Annotated in this window: 23 protein-coding genes and 1 pseudogene; 18 read left to right on the forward strand and 6 right to left on the reverse strand. The window is 35.2% G+C overall.

Annotated features, from left to right (window positions below):
- Positions 1-104: 104 nt before the first annotated feature.
- Positions 105-593 (reverse strand): hypothetical protein, encoded by a 489-nt coding sequence (locus NSQ40_RS11675; RefSeq protein ID WP_003197459.1) that lies wholly within the window; start codon positions 591-593, stop codon positions 105-107.
- A 386-nt stretch (positions 594-979) separates the two neighbouring features.
- Between NSQ40_RS11675 and NSQ40_RS11680 the strand changes: the two genes are divergently transcribed.
- Together NSQ40_RS11680 and NSQ40_RS11685 are read left to right on the forward strand one after the other, a co-directional pair.
- Positions 980-2,314, forward strand: a complete 1,335-nt coding sequence (locus NSQ40_RS11680) for a hemolysin family protein (protein WP_003197461.1) — start codon at positions 980-982, stop codon at positions 2,312-2,314.
- A gap of 290 nt (positions 2,315-2,604) precedes the next feature.
- Positions 2,605-2,753 (forward strand): annotated as a pseudogene (locus NSQ40_RS11685) (aldehyde dehydrogenase family protein); the annotation flags it as partial.
- A gap of 171 nt (positions 2,754-2,924) precedes the next feature.
- On the opposite strand, the gene NSQ40_RS11690 reads toward NSQ40_RS11685, so the two are convergent.
- Positions 2,925-3,317, reverse strand: a complete 393-nt coding sequence (locus NSQ40_RS11690) for a YueI family protein (protein ID WP_016132763.1) — start codon at positions 3,315-3,317, stop codon at positions 2,925-2,927.
- Between the two features lie 178 nt (positions 3,318-3,495).
- On the opposite strand from NSQ40_RS11690, the gene NSQ40_RS11695 reads away from it, so the two are divergent.
- The gene (locus NSQ40_RS11695; protein ID WP_003197467.1) at positions 3,496-4,629 is read left to right on the forward strand and encodes a BA2291 family sporulation histidine kinase; all 1,134 of its coding nucleotides are present in this window, start codon (positions 3,496-3,498) and stop codon (positions 4,627-4,629) included.
- Between the two features lie 39 nt (positions 4,630-4,668).
- Here NSQ40_RS11695 and NSQ40_RS11700 read toward each other — a convergent pair whose 3' ends face one another.
- Positions 4,669-5,418, reverse strand: a complete 750-nt coding sequence (locus NSQ40_RS11700; RefSeq protein ID WP_033796792.1) for a DUF4397 domain-containing protein — start codon at positions 5,416-5,418, stop codon at positions 4,669-4,671.
- Positions 5,419-5,845: 427 nt separating this feature from the next.
- Here NSQ40_RS11700 and NSQ40_RS11705 point away from each other — a divergent pair, with 427 nt between their 5' ends.
- Positions 5,846-5,983, forward strand: coding sequence for a YjcZ family sporulation protein (locus NSQ40_RS11705; protein ID WP_003207130.1), 138 nt, complete (start codon positions 5,846-5,848; stop codon positions 5,981-5,983).
- Between the two features lie 598 nt (positions 5,984-6,581).
- On the opposite strand, the gene NSQ40_RS11710 is transcribed toward NSQ40_RS11705, so the two are convergent.
- Positions 6,582-7,685: an ABC transporter ATP-binding protein gene (locus tag NSQ40_RS11710; RefSeq protein WP_258248469.1), complete on the reverse strand. Its 1,104-nt coding sequence runs from the start codon at positions 7,683-7,685 to the stop codon at positions 6,582-6,584.
- 103 nt (positions 7,686-7,788) lie between these two features.
- Positions 7,789-8,652 carry a PucR family transcriptional regulator gene (locus tag NSQ40_RS11715; RefSeq protein WP_003197475.1) on the reverse strand — a complete coding sequence of 288 codons (864 nt, stop codon included), beginning with the start codon at positions 8,650-8,652 and terminating at the stop codon, positions 7,789-7,791.
- Between the two features lie 1,127 nt (positions 8,653-9,779).
- On the opposite strand from NSQ40_RS11715, the gene NSQ40_RS11725 reads away from it, so the two are divergent.
- The 10 genes from NSQ40_RS11725 (at position 9,780) to NSQ40_RS11770 (ending at position 19,192) form a co-directional block, all read left to right on the forward strand.
- Positions 9,780-11,090, forward strand: coding sequence for an aspartate aminotransferase family protein (locus NSQ40_RS11725; protein ID WP_018782161.1), 1,311 nt, complete (start codon positions 9,780-9,782; stop codon positions 11,088-11,090).
- Complete coding sequence (gene atoD, locus NSQ40_RS11730; RefSeq protein ID WP_033796130.1) at positions 11,087-11,785, forward strand: acetate CoA-transferase subunit alpha; 699 nt, start codon at positions 11,087-11,089, stop codon at positions 11,783-11,785. Before NSQ40_RS11725 ends, atoD begins: the two co-directional genes overlap by 4 nt.
- Positions 11,770-12,432 carry a CoA transferase subunit B gene (locus NSQ40_RS11735; RefSeq protein ID WP_018766387.1) on the forward strand — a complete coding sequence of 221 codons (663 nt, stop codon included), beginning with the start codon at positions 11,770-11,772 and terminating at the stop codon, positions 12,430-12,432. The genes atoD and NSQ40_RS11735 overlap by 16 nt, the downstream gene beginning before the upstream one ends.
- Positions 12,433-12,447: 15 nt before the next feature.
- Positions 12,448-13,716 carry a peptidase gene (locus NSQ40_RS11740; protein WP_003197483.1) on the forward strand — a complete coding sequence of 423 codons (1,269 nt, stop codon included), beginning with the start codon at positions 12,448-12,450 and terminating at the stop codon, positions 13,714-13,716.
- Entirely contained in the window at positions 13,713-14,564 is an 852-nt protein-coding gene (gene ablB, locus NSQ40_RS11745) for a putative beta-lysine N-acetyltransferase (protein WP_033796131.1), read from the forward strand. Before NSQ40_RS11740 ends, ablB begins: the two co-directional genes overlap by 4 nt.
- 224 nt (positions 14,565-14,788) lie before the next feature.
- A complete protein-coding gene (locus NSQ40_RS11750) occupies positions 14,789-16,180 on the forward strand; it encodes a sigma-54 interaction domain-containing protein (RefSeq protein ID WP_003197487.1) in 1,392 nt (463 codons plus the stop codon).
- Between the two features lie 210 nt (positions 16,181-16,390).
- Positions 16,391-17,809 carry a lysine 2,3-aminomutase gene (gene ablA / locus NSQ40_RS11755; RefSeq protein WP_018766384.1) on the forward strand — a complete coding sequence of 473 codons (1,419 nt, stop codon included), beginning with the start codon at positions 16,391-16,393 and terminating at the stop codon, positions 17,807-17,809.
- Complete coding sequence (locus NSQ40_RS11760) at positions 17,806-18,078, forward strand: YokU family protein (protein WP_018766383.1); 273 nt, start codon at positions 17,806-17,808, stop codon at positions 18,076-18,078. Before ablA ends, NSQ40_RS11760 begins: the two co-directional genes overlap by 4 nt.
- Positions 18,079-18,150: 72 nt before the next feature.
- On the forward strand, positions 18,151-18,366 hold the full coding sequence (locus NSQ40_RS11765) for a YozE family protein (protein WP_018766382.1): 216 nt from the start codon (positions 18,151-18,153) through the stop codon (positions 18,364-18,366).
- A 163-nt stretch (positions 18,367-18,529) separates the two neighbouring features.
- Entirely contained in the window at positions 18,530-19,192 is a 663-nt protein-coding gene (locus tag NSQ40_RS11770) for a hypothetical protein (RefSeq protein ID WP_006094764.1), read from the forward strand.
- Here the strand turns inward: NSQ40_RS11770 and NSQ40_RS11775 are convergent, their stop codons facing one another.
- Positions 19,193-19,348 (reverse strand): DUF3930 family protein, encoded by a 156-nt coding sequence (locus NSQ40_RS11775; protein WP_003197522.1) that lies wholly within the window; start codon positions 19,346-19,348, stop codon positions 19,193-19,195.
- A 158-nt stretch (positions 19,349-19,506) separates the two neighbouring features.
- On the opposite strand from NSQ40_RS11775, the gene NSQ40_RS11780 reads away from it, so the two are divergent.
- From NSQ40_RS11780 to NSQ40_RS11795, 4 genes are all read left to right on the forward strand, one after another.
- Positions 19,507-19,686: a YozD family protein gene (locus NSQ40_RS11780; RefSeq protein ID WP_003197525.1), complete on the forward strand. Its 180-nt coding sequence runs from the start codon at positions 19,507-19,509 to the stop codon at positions 19,684-19,686.
- A 124-nt stretch (positions 19,687-19,810) separates the two neighbouring features.
- Complete coding sequence (locus NSQ40_RS11785; RefSeq protein WP_017149660.1) at positions 19,811-20,002, forward strand: hypothetical protein; 192 nt, start codon at positions 19,811-19,813, stop codon at positions 20,000-20,002.
- Entirely contained in the window at positions 20,002-20,823 is an 822-nt protein-coding gene (locus NSQ40_RS11790; RefSeq protein WP_033797344.1) for a serine/threonine protein kinase, read from the forward strand. Before NSQ40_RS11785 ends, NSQ40_RS11790 begins: the two co-directional genes overlap by 1 nt.
- Entirely contained in the window at positions 20,805-21,560 is a 756-nt protein-coding gene (locus NSQ40_RS11795) for a sporulation protein (RefSeq protein WP_098159108.1), read from the forward strand. Before NSQ40_RS11790 ends, NSQ40_RS11795 begins: the two co-directional genes overlap by 19 nt.
- The last annotated feature ends 12 nt before the right edge of the window (positions 21,561-21,572 follow it).

Consider the following 21,572-nt stretch of genomic DNA (forward strand, 5'->3'; position numbering starts at 1 on the left):
GGATGTCTTGTAATGAGACATCCTTTTTATATAAATAAAAAAGCGCATGATAATTGACTAGGGGGGAGTCGATTATCATGCGCGAACAAACGATTGGAAAAGAACTAAAATCCGAATATACTTAAAATCATTTTACGACGTTTCGGTTTTTCTTCTCGTTCATATGTTGGCGTGATATCAGGTGTGATGTAAATTGGTTCTTTTTTCTCAAGAGCAGCTTCTAATTTTTGAATTCTATCCATCATTTCTTCCATTTCTCTGCGATGTTGTAGCAATTGGTAATTGACGACATCATCTGCTTTATCTTGCATTTTTTCCTCTATACGATTTAAACGGTGTGTAATTGTATTTAATTGTGTAACAAATTGTTCAAAATCAGTTGATGGTTCTACTTGTGAAATTATAGCTGGAGATAAGGTTTGTTCTATATGAGAACGATGATATTCTAACATTTTATCTAAGTTGTCTTGAGTGAAAATGAAATGACCGTACTTGTTTTTTTCTATATTGAGATTCAATTGTTGTGCAATTCGAACCACTGCCTTTGGGCTAACACCTAACTTTTTCGCAATAATGGGTGTTTTATATTCCAAGGTAAATCCCTCCTATATATATCCTGTTGAATTATTTCGAGGTATTAAGCTTCTTCCCTGCATGGGTGACAAAAGAAGTGAGGAATCGGCAAAGAAAGTGTTTTTTCACGAGAATTAGTTTTTGAACATATAGATTCTTCTAAAAAGAGAGAAAAATGTCTGTTTTTTTTCAATTATTCTAGTTTGACTGAAAGAAGATATTTAGATTATCATAAATATAAATATCCTCTTTATGTATGCATATAATGTATAAAAAGGTGATGGCGAATGTAGAAACTTGTAAGATGATAAGAAAAGTCTTTTTCGCTTGAATAAATTAATTAGGAGGTGGCTTCCTTGCTTACAGCGTAAGTAAGGAAACGTATTTGGACATATATAGTATAAGTATGGTGATTGTTTTAATTGCCTTAACTGCATTTTTCGTTGCGGCCGAGTTTGCAATTGTGAAAGTAAGAAGTTCACGCATCGATTTTTTAATTGCAGAGGGAAATAAACGTGCAATTCCTGTGAAAACAGTCATTACAAACTTAGACGAGTATTTATCAGCTTGTCAATTAGGAATTACAGTTACAGCTCTTGGACTCGGATGGTTAGGAAAGCCAGCAATAAAGCACATGTTTGATTCGCTTTTCGCAAGATGGGAAGTGCCTCCCCAGGTTGCTGATATTTTGGCTGTGATTCTAGTGTTTATGTTCATTACTTTTTTCCATGTTGTTGTGGGAGAATTATCACCAAAAACATTGGCGATTCAAAAGGCAGAACAAGTGAGTTTACTCGTTGCTAAACCGCTTATTTTCTTTTATCGAATTACTTTTCCGTTTATATGGCTTTTAAATGGATCTGCTCGATATGTAACAAGAATGTTTGGTTTACAAACTGCGAAAGAGCACGAGGAAGTCCATTCGGAAGAAGAATTACGGTTGTTAGTGTCAGAAAGTTATAAAAACGGTGAAATTAATCAATCTGAATTTAAATATGTAAATAAAATCTTTGAATTTGACGATCGTATTGCAAAAGAAATTATGGTCCCACGGACAGAGATGAACATTTTAGATAAACATACTTCTGTTAAAGAAGCATTGCAAAAAATGTCCAATGAGAAATATACAAGATACCCAGTTGTTGATGGGGATAAGGATCATGTTATCGGTTTTGTAAACTTTAAAGATATTTTCACAGATTTTGTGAAACATGGTGCCTTTAGCAAAGAAACGGTGCAGCAGTATATTCGTCCCATTATACTTGTCATTGAATCGATTGCAATTCATGATTTGTTTTTAAAAATGCAACGAGAGCGTACACATATCGCTATATTAATTGATGAATATGGTGGAACAGCAGGTCTTGTAACAGTTGAAGATATATTAGAAGAAATTGTTGGCGATATTCAAGATGAATTTGATATAGATGAAAAACCAGAAATCCAACATATAAGTGAAACAAAGACAATTTTAGAAGGAAAAGTATTTGTTAGTGAAGTAAATGTATTGTTAGGTTTATCTATTGATGATGATGATATTGATACAATTGGTGGATGGATTTTAACAAAACACCTAGAAATTACAGAAGGTGATATTGTTGAAATTGAAGATTATAATTTTTGCGTTAAGGAATTGGATGGCCACTATATCAAGCAGATAGAAGTGACAAAGCGAGCAGCTCCCATTTTAATTTCAGAAACTGAAAAACCAATAACATTACAAGAACAAGTAAGCTCGTAAACTCTGCATTTAGCAGAGTTTTTTTAGTAGGGAAAATATTTTTTTATGTAATGGGACAATGCTACAATAAAATAAGTCAGACATTTAACGAAAGCAATGCATGGAATTGATGAACTAGAATTAGATAAATACAAATTAAAAGACTGACATAAAACCTAATTTTTAGGTGGGAGAGAGCATCCGGCGGTCAGACTCTTTTTCTGCTCCATGTCGAGTGAAAACAAATGCAGAGCCCCCATTTTGTTATTCATAGCCGCAGCTTATATGTCAAAAAATCAAAATGGATTTATATGGGCAGTTTCATGATTAAAGACATTTCAACTTTTCGAGTAGATCACATGCCATATGCGGTGTCAAAGAAAGTGGTACAGGTCGTGAAGGAATTAAATATGCGATTGAAGAAATGACAGAGATGAAACTAATCTTTATAAAAAAATAAATACAAATAAAAGGTACACTTATTATCTAAGTAAGTGTACCTTTTATTTATCTCGCTATTTGCGTGCAGTAAGACCCCCATCTCAAGATTCAGAGAGGAGCAAGGAAGAGAAGTGGGGGATAACTGCCCGTAAAAGACCGATTGGTAATGGAAGTGTCACATTATCGTGTATTATTTCATCTCTTGTTTAAAAATCGTATCTTCAACATAAACTTGTTCTTTATCTACCGCTGTGTTATGCGCAAGAACTAAACCAATTGGTGTTTGTGTACCTTTATTTTGGACGATTGTAAAAGGTACATTTTTTTCGTTTGCTAATTTAATGTATTTTGATAAATGTGGGTAAGAGATGCTGCCGTTTACATATAGTTGTAATGATTGAGAAGTGCGCATGCTATTAGCTACTTCTGTGTAAACATTGCTTTGCATCACTTGACCGATTGTTAAAGCGATTTCCACACGCTCACGCAATGTGCCTAAGTACATATTGCGTTCTTCTGGTTTGTTTTGCTTTTGGCCATGAATGCCTTCTTGGAGATAATCTTCCACATTTTTATTTACCATATTTTTCACACCTTTCATATCTTATTGTACGCAAGAAATGAAAAGGATGCAAAAAAAGACATTTCAAATACCATGTTCAAATTAACTTTATCAACAGAAATTAACAAAATGTGACAACAATCTCTTAACGAAACTCGTTTTTTGTGTTAATATTCAAAATATATAGGGTATTCGTCGCATGGAAATGGAGGGAATGGGGGTTTTTCCAATCGATAAGGATATTAAAGAAGTATTTTGTTCGCACTTGAAAAACAACAGGCACCAATTCGTAGAGAACTGGAAAAACAAAATGATTATTTCCGAAAAAGATCCATTTAAGCAAGAAGTAGCTCAGAATGGAGAGAATTTATTAGAGTTAATCATTGAACTTATTATGGAAAATAAGGATGTAGCTCATCTACAGCCGTTATGTGAAAAAATTGCAATTGAGCGAGCAGGGGCGGACGTTAATATTGGAGATTTTGTCTATAACGCGAATGTAGGAAGAAATGAACTATTTGAAGCAATGTGCGAATTAGATGTTAAAGCTCGTGAATTAAAACCAATTATGACAAAAATACATACTTGTTTTGACAAATTAATTTATTATACGGTTTTAAAATATTCGGAAATTATATCGAGAAATTTAGAAGAAAAACAGCAATATATAAATGAAACACATAAAGAAAGATTGACGATTTTAGGACAAATGTCGGCTAGTTTTGTTCACGAGTTTCGAAATCCATTAACCTCCATTATGGGGTTTGTGAAATTATTGAAATTAGATCATCCGAATTTATCATATTTAGATATTATTTCACATGAATTGGACCAATTAAACTTTCGTATTTCGCAATTTTTACTTGTTTCAAAAAAAGAAATGTGGAATGAGTCTGAACGATTTTGGCTAAATGATTTGTTTCATGATATTATTCATTTCTTATATCCAAGTCTAGTTAATGCAAATGTTTCAATTGAAAAGATTTTACCGTATCCTATCTCATTTGTAGGATACCGTAGTGAAGTGAGACAAGTTTTTCTAAATATTTTAATGAACTCAATCGATGCTCTCGAAGTGATTAAAGAAGATCGTAAAATTATTATCGATACATGTGAAGAGGAAGAAAGGATTCATATTGTTATTAAAAATAATGGACCGATGATTCCGGCAGAAAGTATTGAAACGATTTTTGAACCATTTGTCACGACTAAGAAATTAGGAACTGGCATCGGTTTGTTTGTATGTAAACAAATTGTCGAAAAGCATAATGGATCGATTACGTGTCGCTCTGATTCAGAATGGACAGAATTTCATATTTCATTTCAAAAATAAAGAGAAAAAAATCTACACCAAGAGAATGGTGTAGATTTTTTAATTTGTAAGAACCACGGCTTCTAATTTTGGGGATTGATTAGAATAGCCTACTAATGCAAATGTGTAAATTGTATTTGGTTCTACTTTTACATCAGGGATGGTTACAAGTATCTTTTTTGTATGAGCAAGAGAAATTTCAATATCAGCTGTTCCAGGGCTTACCTGTAAATAATCTGTTACTTGTTTAAATAAGACATTTTCGAATAAATAGTCGCCACCTTTTATGGATACATGAACAGCAGGGGTATCAGAGGAAAAATGTAAAAATCTTATTTTTGCTTGACCAGATTGCAAAGGAGTATTATCAAGCATTGGTTGCAACTGTAGATGTGTATCGGTACTAATTGCTGCCAGTGTATAAGAGTGGTTACCCATCATGGGAACAAGTGCTGAAAAAATAGGTGTTTCATTACCGACTGGAACGATATCAACCCGGTACTGCCCTTGAGTTAAGGACAAATAAGGACTGTGTTGTTTAAAAGAAATGTTTTTTACTACCTTCTGTCCGTTAACTAAAAAATCAATAGCTGGTGTATGAGGGGATGCGTGGAATATTCTCATATAGGATGGCAATGTAGCTTCTTGAGAGCCGCGTTTTTCATACACATGTACAAGTTTGGTAATCGCACTATGATATTTCATATATAATTCCATATATTTTTTGGGATTTGTATATTGATAGTAACGGGCAAGTTGTTCATACAGGGCTGCTTCTTGTCCATATTTTTCAATTTCAGATTGAGCCATGTAAAATTCCTCCTTTGTCATCACTATAACTATATGCATCTCGGAAAAGGGCTTATGCAAAAAACACTTCAAAATATAAATAGGATAATAGATAGTTTATCCCGCATTAACGGGCAGTAAGACCCCCACCTCAAGATTCAGGGAGAAACAAGGTAGGTAGGGGATCAACTGCCCGTAAAAGCCCGATTGGTGAGGGCTAATAATCAGTGGGGGATGAAGAAAACCCCCACTGATTAAAGTTTCACTGTATTTAATGCCACAAATTTTATACATATACAAGTTGCTCGATCTGGTGCAAACTATAAAATCGTTAGCGGAGTTATGGAGTTTTTAATTTATAGGCAAACGCACATACAAAGTGGGAGTTGTCCTACATAATTTATTAAGGGAATTTAATTTTTAAGTAGCGGAGGGAGTAGAGCAAATCATGTGGGGTTACGGATATCCTAGTAGTTATTGCGGATATGGTTATGGCGGCGGAGGGTGCGGTACAGGTTCTGGATTTGCGTTGATCGTTGTATTGTTTATTTTACTAATTATCATCGGGGCATGTTGGGTTCGTTAATAACTGATAAAGAGCGTCATGCTGAACTGGTTAATATAGTTAATCGGTTCTTTCTTTTTTATTTTAATGTAAACTCGTATTTAAAATATCAGTTGGAACATGAGGTCTTGCGATATTTTAACACAAAAGAACAAATGAAGAAGTTGCAGTGGGATAAACTAATGATGGTAAAGGCTATCCAGAAACTGTGAAATTAATTGTTAAATATGTACTTGAAAATTTGAAATTACATTGAATGGAAGCATGTGTAAGGTTACATAAGGTTGTATCTATAGAGGATTAGAAAAATTAGATTTTCATAAAGTGAAATTTCAATCAGCGGTGGGGCTTCATCTCCCACCTAATTTCTTTGCTTTTGTTGCATGTTGGGGTGGGGCCTTACTGCTCGCGAATAGCGAGATGAAAAAGGAGTAGCCAAAAAATGTTAATGAAAATGAAAAATAAGAGGAGCGTCAGGTGGTAGCAATAAAAAACGAAAAGGATTAAATATAATACTTGTAAAAAAATAAAATATCAAAAAGAAGCTTCCTGGCCTTTCTTAGGTAAATAGTACAGAAAGATCAGGAAGAAAAATGGTTTATACCTTAATCAAGTATGTCTATTCATTACGTATACGTTGTTCTGTATCAATATCGAAAAAGTGCGCTTTAGTTAAACTAAAAGCTAACGGAAGTTTATCGGTAGCTTTAATTTCTGAACGAGCGTTGATTCGTGCAACAAAGTTTTGACTCGCAAGTTTTCCATGAATCATCGTTTCAGCACCTAATAATTCAGCGACCTCAACTGTAATTTCGACAGTTGATTCAGGAGAAGATTGAAGAACAATTAGTTCATCATGAATGTCTTCAGGACGAATACCGAGTATGATTTCTTTTCCATTATATCCTTTTTTCTTTAATGCTTTTAGTTGGCCATCTGGTACTTTGAAACGAATATTTTCTATATGAAAATAGTTATCTTGTAATGTTCCGGTAAAGAAATTCATAGCTGGAGAACCAATGAATCCGCCAACAAAAATGTTTTCAGGAGCATCGTATACTTCTTTTGGCGTACCAACTTGCTGGATGACACCATCTTTCATAACAACAAGGCGTGATGCCATTGTCATTGCTTCTGTTTGATCATGTGTCACATATATAGTGGTCGTGTTTAAACGGCGATGAAGTTTAGAGATTTCAGAGCGCATACTTACGCGCAATTTTGCGTCTAAATTGGATAGAGGCTCGTCCATTAAAAATACTTTTACGTCACGAACGATAGCTCTTCCTAGCGCAACACGTTGGCGTTGTCCACCTGATAATGCCTTTGGTTTTCGTTTTAAGTAATCTTCAAGGCCTAAGATTTTCGCAGCCTCTGTTACGCGGCGATTAATTTCATCTTTTGGAAGTTTGCGTAGTTTCAAGCCAAACGCCATATTATCATAAACAGACATATGTGGGTATAGTGCGTAATTTTGAAATACCATCGCAATGTCGCGATCTTTTGGAGCGACATCATTCATACGTTCTCCATCAATATAAAATGAACCATCAGAAATGTCTTCTAGACCCGCAATCATACGTAGAGTTGTTGATTTTCCACATCCAGAAGGACCGACAAATACGATAAACTCTTTATCTTCAATATGTAAATTAAAATCAGAAACAGCAGTCGTTTTATTATCATAAACTTTAAAAATATGATCTAATACGAGTTCTGCCACAATTACTCACTCCTTATTATTTGAATTAATTGAATTATAAGATTTTTTTGCAGGTAAGTAAATTGGCAGATTGCACAAAAAAATGAGAGGTTTTTATGCAAGTTTACGAGATATCTAAAGAAAGGAATGCCATGTAAACTGCTACAGCGCCTTCAAATGTTTTGATATTAATTCCTGTTTTTTCAATGAATCTATCAATTCGATACTGCAAGGTATTACGATGCAAATATAAATGTTTCGCTGCAAGTGATACATTTAAATTACATTGGAAGAATACTTTAACACTATCGATTAGTTCTTTGTCATTTGAAATGTGTGCTAACAATTGATTTGTATATTTTTCTCTTTCTTCTTTTGGTAATGAGATCATTAATTGGTAAGGGAGTAGGTGTTCAATGTGTATAATCTTTTTTGATAAATAGGGAGAAAGAAAAGAAAATAATGCTCGTTCCCATTGATACAAACGAGAAATTCCATTTGTTTCGGTATAGTGTCTGCCAATAAAAAAGGATAGAGATATAAAAAAATCTGTTTCTAATGTATCAAGGGCTGTTTGTAATATAGATTTCGATATATCTTCTTCTAAGATGAGAACGCCGGCTTGAGAAGTCTCCCATATCGTTGTAGTGGCGAAAGAAAACATGGACTGTAAAGCATCTTGAAATTCTTCTCTTTCTACTATAGAGTGATTTGTGAAAAAATGTAAAAAACGAACAGATACGATAGGAATATCCTTATTTTGATATAACGCTTCATACCAAGAATTTTCTTTTTCTGTTTCATAAAATGTATCAGTATGAATGGGCGTTAAGATTGATGAAAGTAATTGACGTTCCCTTTGGTGTAAGCGAGATTTGCGAATCCCTACTTTGTTTCCTTCAACTAAAAACCAGCTATACTCCCCAGACAATACTGTTTCATTAACCGTTATATCTTTACCGTAATATGTTTTTAATTGTTGAATCATAGGAACACTCCTTTTCTTTTTCTGAGATAAAGTGAAACTTTCATTTAGCCAGATCAATTGATTTTTTTGTGGGCAATTATCCCGCGCACCTATCTTTCTCATTTGTACGGACTTTAAGGTAGGGAGAATTTTATTAGTAATTAACCTTCATCGATCAGATTTTTACGGGAAGAATCAATTTGATAAAAATAATCTTTCTCTTGCAGGCAATTCCATTCATGGTTTTTATTTCGCAATAAATAGAATTATATTGTTAGGCTATGAATAAAAATGTTTGAAAAATTTTACAAAAAATTCAGAAAATGTATTATGAAAGAAAAAGTTGTAATGGTATACTTCATAACAACTGGTAATGACAACATGATATCATGATTTAATTTATTATTTATATAATCAATATATCATGGAAAAGAATGTAGTTAGGTGGAAAAGGATGTTACGAACGATATGCATCGACTTCTGCACTTATTCGCCAATATAAAGAAGCATCTCGATTACCAATGATGCTGGTGTGTATGGAGCTTGTTATTTAGGGTTGAATCGCTGGGAGAGTTAGATAGATTAAGGTGCTATGTAAGAGGAGAAACCTCGTACAGAGGATTAGCACATTTGTTTTTTCTCAGTAAAAAATATTTTGTAAAATGCAATAAAAGCATGTTTTTTAATAGGAATAAGTAGATGTCGAAAATTTAAAAAATAAATTATATGAAAGAAACCTCCTATGATTGAGTAATCATAGGAGGTTTCTTTTTGAAGGATTTGTCTAAATTTGTTGAAAAATATGACAGATAAACAAAATAAATAGGAAGGAAATTGACGGGAGTTTCGTCGAAGTTTACACAATGTCAGCAATTGAGCGAAGCTGATGGTATGGTGAAAAAATAATTAGGTAGTATGTTTTTTAGGCTTATTTTTTATAGGGGGGAGGATTTTTTTAAGAGGGGTAAAGGGTTTGGTCTTTTATTATATTTCTGAATGTTTATTTTTATTTTGATTTTTAGCACTCATTTGTATATTTTATAATAGTTTTTTGATAAATTCACTGCGTTTGCAGAGGGTTCTTTTTTATGAAAGAAACGTCAATTTTCTTCATATATATATACAAATTGGAGAAATGGGGGAGCGCTATGCGCGATTACTTAATTAAGCCACTTGTTGGTCAGCCGTATCCAATGATTTCACATGGAAAAGGTGTGTATTTGTATGATCAAAATGGTAATAAATATTTTGATGGTTCGTCAGGAGCGATTACGGCAGGTATCGGACATGGCGTAACGGAGATTGCGGAAGTGATTAAAAAGCAGGCAGAGGAGATTGCTTTTGTGTACCGCTCACAGTTTACGAGTGAGCCAGCTGAGAAGTTAGCAAAGAAGTTAAGTGATTTAAGTGTAGGAGATTTGAACTGGAGTTTCTTTGTGAATAGTGGTACAGAAGCGAATGAAACGGCTATGAAAATTGCGATTCAACATTTTCAAGAGCGCGGTATTCAAGGGAAACATAAAATTTTATCACGTTGGATGAGTTATCACGGTATTACGATGGGAGCTTTATCAATGTCAGGGCATCCACTTCGTCGCCAGCGATTTGTATCTATTTTAGAAGATTATCCAACTGTTCCAGCGCCGTATTGTTTCCGTTGTCCGGTGCAGAAAGTATATCCAACGTGTCAGCTTTCTTGTGCAACGGAATTAGAACGAGCAATTGAACGAATTGGTGCAGAACATATTGCAGCTTTTATAGCTGAACCGATTATTGGGGCGGCAGGCGGTGCGGTTGTACCACCGAAAGAATATTATAAAGTAATTAAAGATATTTGCAGCCATTATGATATTTTATTTATTGCTGATGAGGTGATGACAGGCCTTGGGCGTACAGGTGCATGGTTTGCGATGGAACACTGGGGCGTGGAGCCAGACATCATGACGTTAGGAAAGGGTCTAGGTGCTGGTTATACACCGATGGCCGCGACGGTTGTGAGTGACCGTGTGATGGAACCGATTTTACGAGGGTCGCGATCAGTTATGAGTGGGCATACGCTAAGTGCTAACCCGTTATCAGCCGCGACAGCTTTAGCGGTTATTGAATATATGGAGAAACATAATTTACCTGAAAAAACAGCTGAAAAAGGAGAATATTTAATAAAAGGATTGCAGAAAGTTCAGCAGCAATCGACGATTATTGCCGATGTGCGCGGAAAAGGACTCCTGATCGGAGTAGAATTGCAATCGTTTACAAAAGCGTCTGAGCTCATTTCAGTCGCGGCGAAAAACGGACTTCTTTTATATCAAGCTGTTTCAGGGCAAGCAGGAAAAGAGGATAGTGCGCTGCTTGTTGCACCGCCGATGACAACTACATATTCTGAGTTAGATGAGTTACTTGAGATTTTTGCGAAAAGTGTGGAAGAGATGATGCAAAAAGGAGGGCACAGTATCGTATGACAACCATTACAAATACATTTGGTAAATTAAAAGAAATTGAAGAGATTATGTCATTGTTTCATGATGATATGACGTTAATGTTTGGAGGGTTTGGCGGAATTGGATCCCCTCCATCATTAATACAGGCTATTGCACAAAAAGGAATTACAAATTTACATTTAATCGGAAATGATACGGGATTTCCAGATGTAGGAATTGGCCGCCTTGTAACAAATGAGCGAGTGAAATCATTAATTACTTCTCATATTGGTTCAAATCCAAATGCAGGAAGACAGTTAAATGAAGGACGATTACGGATTGAGTTTTCGCCTCAGGGAACGCTAGCAGAGCGAATTCGTGCAGGTGGAATGGGATTAGGTGGAATTCTTGTCGATGTTGGTGTGGATACGATTGTAGAGGAAGGAAAACGAACAGTCGAAATGAACGGAAAAACATATTTAGTGGAAACAGCTTTAACGGCAGAGGTATCGATTGTATATGCGAAGAAGGCGGATCCGTTTGGCAATCTTGTGTTTGATAAAAGTGCTCGCAATATGAATCCACACGTTGCGATGGCTGGAGATATTACAATTGTTGAGGCAGAAGAAATCGTACCGCTTGGAAGTTTAGATCCTGAGGAAATTGTTGTTCCAGGTGTTTTTGTAAATTATATTGTGCCGTCGGAAGGAGTGAATTGGAGATGGGTATGGGAGTAGAAGTACGAGATAAGATAGCAAGGCGTGCTGCGAAAGAAATTCAAAATGGAATGATTGTAAATTTAGGGATTGGTATCCCTTCTCTTGTACCTAACCATTTGCCTGAAGATATACATGTTATGTTCCAGGCGGAAAATGGAATCGTTGGAATGGGCCCGACGCCAAGTAAAGGAAGCGAAGATGAAAACTTGTGTAATGCGGCTGGATTGCCGACGTCACTTATTACAGGAGCAAGTTATTTTGACAGTTGCACGGCATTTGGAATGATTCGAAAAGGGTTGCTTGATGTAACAATACTTGGTTCACTGCAAGTAAGTGAAAAAGGTGATTTAGCAAATTGGATTGTTCCCGGGAAACGTGTTCCTGGTATTGGCGGAGCGATGGATTTAGCGCAAAAAGCAAAGCGGGTCGTTGTTGTGATGAATCACGTTGATAAGTATGGAAATGCAAAAATTGTTTCAGAATGTACGCTTCCATTAACGTCGAAAAGGTGCGTGGATTTAATTATTACAGATATGGCTGTAATGGAAGTTACTTCTGAAGGTTTAATACTCCAAGAGTTAATGAGCCCTTATACAGTAGAGGATGTAAAACGAAATACGGAGGCATCTTTTCATGTGAGTTCTAATTTACTTGTGATTGAATGAGAGGAGCTAACAAATATGGAGCAATTAAAAAAACAAGTGTGTGATTATATTGAAAGTCATGAAGGAGAAAGTGTAAAGCTCTTAAAACGATTAATTCAAGAAAAAAGTGTATCTGGAGATGAGAGCGGCGCGCAAGCAATTGTCATTGAAAAACTACGTGAATTAGGTTTAGATCTCGATATTTGGGAGCCTTCTTTTACAAAAATGAAAGATCATCCTTATTTTGTATCTCCAAGAACGAATTTTTCAGATAGCCCAAATATTGTTGCGACGTTAAAAGGAAGCGGCGATGGAAAATCAATGATTTTAAATGGACATATCGATGTTGTACCAGAAGGTGATGTGAATCAGTGGGAACACCATCCATATAGTGGTGAAAAAGTAGGGAATCGCATATATGGTCGTGGAACAACCGATATGAAGGGCGGCAATGTGGCGCTTATGCTGGCAATCGAAGCGATTGTAGAACTGGGTATTGAATTAAAAGGAGATATTTATTTTCAAAGTGTAATAGAAGAGGAGAGCGGTGGAGCAGGTACTTTAGCAGCAATTTTACGAGGGTATAAGGCAGATGGGGTTATCATTCCAGAACCAACAAATATGAAGTTTTTCCCGAAACAACAAGGTTCAATGTGGTTTCGCTTGCATGTGAAAGGAAAAGCAGCACATGGCGGGACTCGTTATGAAGGAGTAAGTGCAATTGAAAAGAGCGTGTTTGTTGTTGAACATTTGAGACAATTAGAACAGAAAAGAAATGAACGGATTACAGACCCGTTATATAAAGAAATTCCAATCCCTGTTCCAATCAATGTTGGGAAAATTGAAGGTGGTAGCTGGCCAAGCTCCGTACCAGATTCTTTGATTTTAGAAGGAAGATGTGGAGTTGCGCCGAATGAGACTATGGAGGCGGTAAAAGAAGAATTTGAAAATTGGATAGGGCAATTAAAGAATGTAGATCCATGGTTCGAAGAATATCCAGTAGAGGTAGAATGGTTTGGGGCAAGGTGGGTCCCAGGTGAATTAGATGAGGAGCATGCGCTCATTACAACGCTTCAAGATAATTTTGCTCAAATTGAAGAAAGAAGTCCAATTATAGAAGCATCACCATGGGGCACAGATGGTGGTTTATTTACACAAATCGCAGAAATCCCAACCATTATATTCGGACCAGGAGAGACAAAGGTAGCCCACTATCCAAATGAATACATTGAAGTGGATAAAATGATTGCCGCAGCAAAAGTTATTGCATGTACATTACTAGACTGGTGTGAGGTGAAAAAATGAACTATTATGAATCATTCAGAGAACAGACAAACTACTATACTGTAGAAGGAGTGCTAGATTATTTTAATAAACGTATTCGGGTAGATCATTATACAGGAAATGTAGAAAGTCTTATGCGAAAAATAGAAGAGTTAGCAGAGAAGCATTCTTTCACCAAATGCATTATAAAAGGAAAGGGAGAGCATGTTTCGGCGTGGCTCTCTTTTGGCTTTTTATTAGAAGCGACGATTCCACATTATTTTCAAGGACATGATGCATACTTTTTCGTAAAATATCGTGATGATGAAAGACGAAATAGTATCCAGTGGATTGATGAGGACCGCATTATAGATGGTGTGAGAGAAAAGGAAGTAAAGGAGAAACAAGTTCCAGAGAAATTTGTACTACGAAAAGCGACAGAGGCAGACGCAGAAGAATTGGCAAGTGTATTTGGAAAAGTGTTTGAAATTTATCCGACACCGTTAAATGAAGCAGACTATATTGTTCAGACGATGAAAGAAGATACGATTTATTATGTGTATGAATCAGAGGGGCGTATTATTAGTACTGCTTCAGCAGAAATGAATGTGAAAGAAGGTAACGCAGAATTAACGAATTGTGCAACTTTACCTGAATATCGAAAGCATGGATTTATGAAAAGTTTACTCATTAAGTTAGAAGAAGAACTACAAGAGAGAGCAATTTTTTGTTCTTACACAATCGCACGTTCACTTTCGTTTGGTATGAATGCAGCTTTTCATCAGCTAGGATATACATACACAGGAAGGCTAGCAAATAATTGTTATATTTTTGATAAATTAGAAGATATGAATGTATGGGTAAAAGATTTATCCCGCATGAATGCGTAGTAAGATCTTTACTTGAAAGTTTAGAATACCAGATTGTTGCGGGCTAATAATCAGTGGGGGATGAAGCCCCCCGCTGATTAGAGTTGCACTTTATTACTTGTTGGCGGGAAAGTAATGATATGAAATAAATAGAAAAGTAGAACGGAATGGCAATGCTTATAATCGCGCACAGGGGTGCCGGAAATTCAGCATATAAATTGCTGAATTTTTAGCAAGAGGGGGGAATGACATTGCTGGCAGTTTCGACACAAGAAGTCATTGAAGCGATTTTGGGCAGTATTGATGAAGCGATTCATGCTGTGGATGAAAATGGTATTACAATTTTTTATAATACTGTTGCTGCAAAACATGACGGATCAAAGATTGAGAATGTATTGGGTAAGCATTTATTAGAAGCATTCCCATCTTTATCAAGGGAAACGAGTACACTTATGAAAGTTTTAAATACAAAAAAGCCGATTTTACATCAAGTGCAGCGTTATCAAAATTTAAATGGTGAAGATGTTTGTACTGTAAATACCACATTACCTATTTTTATAGAAGGTGAAATTGCAGGTGCTGTTGAAATCGCAAAAGATTACTCGACGATTCAAAAATTAACGGATACAATTGTTGATTTACAATCGAAAATGAAACGATCCTCTAGGAAGAAGATAACAAAAAAACACGTTGCTTTTAATACAATTGTGACGAATGATTCCCGCTTTAAACAAACAAAAGATTTGGCGCAAAAGGTAGCTCCAACAAATGCAAACGTTTTAATATACGGGGAAACAGGAACAGGAAAGGAACTATTTGTACAAGCGATTCATGAGGCTTCCAACCGTAAAAACAAACCGTTTATTGCCCAAAATTGTGCAGCTCTTCCAGAGTCCTTACTAGAAAGTCTATTATTTGGGACAACTAAAGGGAGTTATACAGGAGCTATTGAACGTGCGGGGCTATTTGAACTTGCAGATGGAGGGACATTATTTTTAGATGAATTAAATTCGATGCCCCTTGATCTGCAGGCGAAAATGCTACGTGCATTAGAAGATGGAGTAATTCGTCGCATCGGTGATAGTAAGACGAGAAAAGTAGATGTTCGCGTGATTACGGCGATGAATCAACCTCCAGAAGTATGTTTACGTGAAAATAAAATTCGTACCGATTTATATTATCGTTTAAATGTATTTTCTCTATATATTCCACCGCTTCGTGAACGAAAAGAAGATGTATTATTGTTAGCATCCTACTTTTTAAGAGACTATAACAAAGAATATAAAAAACAGGTGCTCCATATTGATAATGGGACGAAAGAAAGGTTGCTAGCATATCATTGGCCTGGAAATGTAAGAGAGTTAAAACACACGATTGAACACGCTGTAATTATTGCAGAAGGAGGTTCATTAACAGTTAGTTGTTTACCACGAACATTTCGAAAAGAAGTAGATTCAAAGAAACAGAAGAAATCTATTCTTCCATTACGTGAGGCACTTCACCAAACAGAGAAAGAATTAATTAATCAAGCGCTAATGGAAACGGATGGGAATATTTTGCAAGCTGCTAAATTATTAGGTATTCCAAGACAAACATTGCAGTATAAATTAAATAAGTATGACAAAACCGCCGAATAATCGGCGGTTTTTGTGTGTTTGCACCAAAAAAAGAGCGTTTACATATACAGAAAGTAACGAATATTGTATTGAGTAGAGCGCCATTTAAAATAAGAAAAATATTTTTTCTTATATATAATAGGGTATCTTTCGTCATCACTTCTTGAAAATGTGGAGTTGGCATAATTATTGCTTATATAAATGGCGAGCGTAAAAAAAGGGGGAATAGCAATGTTACATGATGTATACAAACCAAATCGTCACTGGAAAGATATCGAATTATGGAAAGATGTTACAGAAGAGCAATGGAATGATTGGGTTTGGCAATTAACGAATACGATCAAAACGTTAGATGATTTAAAGAAAGTGATTAATTTGACACCAGAAGAAGAAGAAGGTGTTAAAATTTCAACAAAAACGATTCCGTTAAATATTACACCGTACTATGCTTCTCTTATGAATCCCGATGATCCACGCTGTCCGATTCGGATGCAATCTGTACCGATTTCGGAAGAATTATATAAAACAAAGTATGATTTAGAAGATCCGCTTCATGAAGATGAGGATTCACCAGTTCCAGGTTTAACACATCGTTATCCAGACCGCGTGTTATTTTTAGTAACAAATCAATGTTCTATGTACTGTCGTTACTGTACACGTCGTCGTTTTAGTGGACAAATTGGAATGGGTGTTCCGAAAAAACAATTAGATGATGCAATTGCTTATATTCGTGAAACGCCACAAGTACGAGATGTTTTAATTTCTGGTGGGGATGGTCTTCTTATTAATGATAAAATCTTAGAATACGTATTAAAAAATTTACGCGCAATTCCGCATGTGGAAATTATTCGTATCGGAACGAGAGCGCCAGTTGTATTCCCGCAACGTATTACAGAAAATCTATGTAATATTATTAAAAAATATCATCCAGTATGGTTAAATACGCACTTTAACACTTCTATTGAAATTACAGAAGAATCAAAACTAGCATGTGAAATGCTTGCAAATGCAGGTGTTCCAATTGGAAACCAAGCGGTTATTTTAGCAGGTATTAATGATAGCGTTCCGATTATGAAAAAACTGATGCACGATTTAGTAAAAATTCGTGTTCGTCCGTATTACATTTATCAATGTGATTTATCAGAAGGTATCGGTCATTTCCGCGCTCCGGTTTCAAAAGGATTAGAAATTATTGAAGGGTTACGTGGACATACGTCTGGTTATGCGGTTCCAACGTTCGTTGTAGATGCACCAGGAGGCGGCGGGAAAATTGCTCTTCAGCCAAATTATTTAATTTCACAAAGCGCAGATAAAGTTGTTCTTCGTAACTTTGAAGGTGTTATTACAACATATCCAGAACCAGAAAACTATGTACCAGGAAGAGCGGAAGGTTACTTTAAAGAGATTTATCCAACATATGAAGAGAAACGTTCGGATATTGGTGTAGCAGGATTGATGAGTGATAAGAAATTTAATCTTGTTCCGGATGATTTACAACGTATGAATCGTCGGAAAGATTATGAAACAAATGAAACACATTCTTCTTTAAAAGATAAACGAGATAAGCGTGATCAGTTAAAAGATAAAAAGTATCAAGCCCAAATGTCGAAATTAGAAGATGGCAAAAAAGCTGAGGGTGACGCAGTATGAATTGTATGTGGTGTGACAGTACAGAAGCAAGAGAAAGTCTGAATACTGTATATTGGGAATTGCCAGATGGTACAAAAGCCATTGAAATTCAAAAGACACCATGTATTTCGTGTTCATCATGTGGAATGGACTATCAGGCTGATCATGTTGTAAAAGAAATAGAAGATCAGTTGTTTTTAATTTATACAAAAGATTTACCAAAACAATTGACATATGAAGAATTAATGGAACGTCCACGTCTCCTAAAAAGAAATTATTTCGACTTTTAACCAGCGATTATGCTGGTTTTTTTCTTTTTACCCTTGTATAATGTATCCAAGTTAGAAAGGTAGGGAATATTTTTGAAAAAGTCATTTTATCACTATATGATGAAGTATCGTGCGTCTTTAATCAGAAATGAAATATCAGATTTAGCTGAAGCTATGTACGATGATTTAAGTTTTCCGAAGCAATCAGAAGATTACGATGAAATTAGTTCATATTTAGAATTAAGTGGATTACTAGGCAGTATGTCTATTTTTGATGAGGCGTGGGAGCTATACATACAAGAAAGATAACGATTAAACATATACAAATATATCTGTATTGGTACATCACTCTATAAAAAGTGATGTATTTTTTATTGAAATTTTTTTTGAATATAAGCTGATGTGATAAGCGTTTTTCTGCCGTTTGCATATACTGGTATCAAAATCACGACTTTAAAAAGGAGAGATATAAATGGCAAGAAAAAAACAACCTAAATATAATGTAGGAGATATAGTCGTGATTACGCTATATGGAACTGTTGGCAAAATTACAAATATGAAAATATTAGATGGTGTTTATGTATATGAAGTTAATAATCATGATGGATATTACGTGGAACAAACACTTCAACATGTTACGGAACAAGAAATGAAAAAAGGTGAAACAGAATGGATTGAATTACGCTATCATTTTACGTTCGGTGATCTTGTGCAAGTTACGGGATATGATAAAGATGTTTTTCGTATCGTTGGGTTTCGCACAGAGGTGTGGCGGTATAAAAATGATGCCTGGGAAGATACAATATATGAATTATCGAGAATTACAGATGGTGAGTGGTTAGAGGCTGATGAATCAGATTTAACTTTGCTTGCGAATGCACAAACTGCTAATGCAATCTTGAAAAAAATGAAACAAGATAAAGCCGGGATGAATAAATTAGATTTAGGAAAATTGAAGTCAATAAACAACTCAAAAAAGGTGAGTATTAAAACAAGCAGACAAGAAATTATTGATGGATTATTAGATATTTATAACGACTATCAATTATTATACGAAACATTTCAAGATGAAGAATATAAAATTGTTATGGATGTCGTCCATAATTATTTAGTTAAATTAACAGAGAAAAAATAGTTAGAAAGCAAGAAGAAATTGAACAAAAATATATATTGTGTACGGTATACCTACAATAGTTAAAAAAATAATAAGCCCTTTAATGATAGAGTCTGCCCATTTATCTTCATGCATGAACTCTTCTTTTCTTTGCTCTATTTCATATTGATATTCCATTCGTATTTCCCCCTTCAAATAGCTTGTACTACATCGTATGCTGCAAGGTGAAAGGATATGACAGACAAGTATGATTTGGAAAAGAAAATCTATTTTTCTAATCTCGTATACATAATTTTGAAATTTTTTCATAAAACAGAAATAAAGGGGTGATGCTCATGAAGGAAATTGAAGTCGTAATTGATACGGAAGAAATTGCGGAGTTTTTTTATGAGCAACTAATTGAGAGAGGGTATGTACCAAAGCGAGAAGAGATTGAAGATCTCGCTGATATTACATTTGAATATTTACTAGAAAAATGTATGATTGATGAAGTGTTTGATGAGGATGAAGGGTGAAAGTAACGACGGGATCTACTCGTCGTTTTTTACACTTCAAAATTCTTTCTTTACAAACTTGTCACAAACATAAAGCGTAATTATTGATATAATAAAAAGAAAATTTTAAGCAAGAGGTGAAGGGATGTTCAAAAAAATTATTGATTCTTTACTAGGAAAGAAGAATAGATATCGTTCGTATTCAAGTAGTGATTATCGTCATAGAGGTCGTTCGTATTCAAGTAGTGATTATAACAAGAGGAGAAATTCTCATGGCTATGGACATCAGCATTATAAAAGAAAGCGTAAAAGCCGCAGCTTTTTTTCAAGTAGTTGATGAAATGGCGTGATATACTCGCCTGGTTTGATAGACCGCTGCGTATGGATACAATTGTCTCGCAGCGCTATAAAATTGAATCAGTAATTGGAATGGGCAGCTATGGCTTTACATATATCGTTTATGATTTGCAAACGAAAGAAAAAAGAGTTTTGAAACAGTTAAGACAAAGTAAGCAAAAATATATGTCAGGTAGAAGGTCATTCGCACAGGAGCAAGCGATTTTAGAGCAGTTAGATCATCCGGCAATACCGCGCTTATATGACGGCTTTATATGGAAAAAACAGCCGTTTTTTGTAATGGAGTACATGCCAGGTAAGAATTTTGAAGACTTCATTTTCAAAGATGGACATGTATATGAAGAGCGTGAGGTTTTTCAGATTTTATATAAAGTACTTGAGCCAGTTTCTTATTTTCATAGTAAAGGTATTATTCACCGAGACTTACGAATTCCTAACATTTTAATAAAAGAGGAGCAGATTAGTATTATCGATTTTGGATTAGCTAGATTTATAGAAGAAATCGATGAACGAGCATCTACCTATGAAGGAGAACAAGCCTATATGCGAGAAATTCACTATCGTAGTGATTTTTATGCGCTAGGCCACTTTACATTATTTTTATTATACTCTGGCTATGAATCTACTGCAAAAGAAGAAAGGCCATGGTATGAAGAGTTACAGCTAATGAAAGAAAACTGTGAAATTATTATGCGAATGCTACGGATGAAGCCTCCTTATTACGAAAATATACAAGAAGTCAGAGAAGATGTACGCTATGCATTAGAAAGGATGGGGGATACATGTTTCAAAAGTTTTTAGCAAGCGTTGGAATAGGAAATGCAAAAGTGGATACAGTTCTTGAGAAAGATGAATATTTAGTAGGAGAAGAAATTGTAGGTGTGGTTCATATTACGGGTGGATCAGTCAATCAACAAATTGAAAGCATTTATTTAACACTATCGACATCGTATATACGAGAAGTAGATGATAAAAAAGTAAGTGCTACATTCGATCTAGAACGAGTACGTTTAACCGAACCTATTACGATATCTCCAAATGAAAAAGTAGAAATTCCATTTTCATTCTCAATGCCAATTGAAGCGCCACTTACATTTGGAATGAAAACGGTTTGGATTCATACAGGTCTTGATATTAAGCACAGTATTGATCCAAGTGATCGTGATTACATTCAGGTGCTACCGAATGTGTTATTAAACAGTGTTTTAGATAGCGTAAAACAATTAGGATTTAGGCTTCGTCAAGCGGAGTGTGAAGAATTACCACGTCATTTACGTGCCAATATTCCATTTGCGCAAGAGTTTGAGTTCATTCCAGTTTCCGGACAGTATTATGGCAAATTGGATGAATTGGAATTATTAATTTTACCACGTGCTTATGATCATTTGGACATTATTATGGAAGTTGACAGAAAAGCCCGTGGGTTAGCAGGTTTATTTTCAGAAGCTTTAGACTTAGATGAAAGAGTTGTTCGCTTTACTGTAACACGTGAAGACATTCCAACGATGCAGCAAAAAATTAACAGTTATATTTCTTAATAAATGATGCAT

This window comes from Bacillus sp. FSL K6-6038 (assembly GCF_038050455.1).
GTDB lineage: Bacteria > Bacillota > Bacilli > Bacillales > Bacillaceae_G > Bacillus_A > Bacillus_A pseudomycoides.

What these genes read in the sequence shown, in the direction of transcription:
- NSQ40_RS11680 (WP_003197461.1), top strand. Translation starts at nt 980, where the DNA reads ATGGTGATTGTTTTAATTGCCTTAACTGCATTTTTCGTTGCGGCCGAG.
- NSQ40_RS11690 (WP_016132763.1), bottom strand. Translation starts at nt 3,317, where the DNA reads ATGGTAAATAAAAATGTGGAAGATTATCTCCAAGAAGGCATTCATGGC.
- NSQ40_RS11695 (WP_003197467.1), top strand. Translation starts at nt 3,496, where the DNA reads ATGGAAATGGAGGGAATGGGGGTTTTTCCAATCGATAAGGATATTAAA.
- NSQ40_RS11700 (WP_033796792.1), bottom strand. Translation starts at nt 5,418, where the DNA reads ATGGCTCAATCTGAAATTGAAAAATATGGACAAGAAGCAGCCCTGTAT.
- NSQ40_RS11705 (WP_003207130.1), top strand. Translation starts at nt 5,846, where the DNA reads ATGTGGGGTTACGGATATCCTAGTAGTTATTGCGGATATGGTTATGGC.
- NSQ40_RS11715 (WP_003197475.1), bottom strand. Translation starts at nt 8,652, where the DNA reads ATGATTCAACAATTAAAAACATATTACGGTAAAGATATAACGGTTAAT.
- NSQ40_RS11725 (WP_018782161.1), top strand. Translation starts at nt 9,780, where the DNA reads ATGCGCGATTACTTAATTAAGCCACTTGTTGGTCAGCCGTATCCAATG.
- atoD (WP_033796130.1), top strand. Translation starts at nt 11,087, where the DNA reads ATGACAACCATTACAAATACATTTGGTAAATTAAAAGAAATTGAAGAG.
- NSQ40_RS11735 (WP_018766387.1), top strand. Translation starts at nt 11,770, where the DNA reads ATGGGTATGGGAGTAGAAGTACGAGATAAGATAGCAAGGCGTGCTGCG.
- NSQ40_RS11740 (WP_003197483.1), top strand. Translation starts at nt 12,448, where the DNA reads ATGGAGCAATTAAAAAAACAAGTGTGTGATTATATTGAAAGTCATGAA.
- ablB (WP_033796131.1), top strand. Translation starts at nt 13,713, where the DNA reads ATGAACTATTATGAATCATTCAGAGAACAGACAAACTACTATACTGTA.
- NSQ40_RS11750 (WP_003197487.1), top strand. Translation starts at nt 14,789, where the DNA reads ATGACATTGCTGGCAGTTTCGACACAAGAAGTCATTGAAGCGATTTTG.
- ablA (WP_018766384.1), top strand. Translation starts at nt 16,391, where the DNA reads ATGTTACATGATGTATACAAACCAAATCGTCACTGGAAAGATATCGAA.
- NSQ40_RS11760 (WP_018766383.1), top strand. Translation starts at nt 17,806, where the DNA reads ATGAATTGTATGTGGTGTGACAGTACAGAAGCAAGAGAAAGTCTGAAT.
- NSQ40_RS11770 (WP_006094764.1), top strand. Translation starts at nt 18,530, where the DNA reads ATGGCAAGAAAAAAACAACCTAAATATAATGTAGGAGATATAGTCGTG.
- NSQ40_RS11775 (WP_003197522.1), bottom strand. Translation starts at nt 19,348, where the DNA reads ATGGAATATCAATATGAAATAGAGCAAAGAAAAGAAGAGTTCATGCAT.
- NSQ40_RS11780 (WP_003197525.1), top strand. Translation starts at nt 19,507, where the DNA reads ATGAAGGAAATTGAAGTCGTAATTGATACGGAAGAAATTGCGGAGTTT.
- NSQ40_RS11785 (WP_017149660.1), top strand. Translation starts at nt 19,811, where the DNA reads ATGTTCAAAAAAATTATTGATTCTTTACTAGGAAAGAAGAATAGATAT.
- NSQ40_RS11790 (WP_033797344.1), top strand. Translation starts at nt 20,002, where the DNA reads ATGAAATGGCGTGATATACTCGCCTGGTTTGATAGACCGCTGCGTATG.
- NSQ40_RS11795 (WP_098159108.1), top strand. Translation starts at nt 20,805, where the DNA reads ATGTTTCAAAAGTTTTTAGCAAGCGTTGGAATAGGAAATGCAAAAGTG.